Below are 234 nucleotides of genomic sequence, written 5' to 3'. Positions count from 1 at the left end.
CAGCTATGCTGGGGAGAATAGAGTAGTCGGAAGTGGTGAGGATAACAAAATAAAGCCTCCTGTGATAGAATGAGAATGGTGTCGCAAGCCAAACTCAAAATCAAAGGAGGCGGTCCAAATGGACAATAAAAGTTTATCACATACTCGTTGGAAATGCCAGTATCACATTGTGTTTATTCCTAAATACCGAAAGAAGGTATTGTATGGGAGAATACGCAGAGATGTCCGAGAGAT

At 41.5% G+C, this 234-nt stretch carries 1 protein-coding gene; it reads left to right on the top strand.

All coding sequences use genetic code 11. The features are described 5' to 3' along the window. Positions 1 to 118: 118 nt before the first annotated feature. On the top strand, positions 119 to 234 hold a 116-nt coding region (locus DXD92_RS18235), incomplete at its 3' end, for a transposase (protein WP_199696586.1).

Source organism: Blautia sp. TM10-2 (genome assembly GCF_003480845.1).
In the GTDB taxonomy this organism is placed as follows: Bacteria; Bacillota; Clostridia; order Lachnospirales; family Lachnospiraceae; genus Fusicatenibacter; species Fusicatenibacter saccharivorans.
The sequence above is the reverse complement of the archived record's forward strand: the minus strand, read 5'-3'. Positions and strand labels throughout refer to the sequence as shown.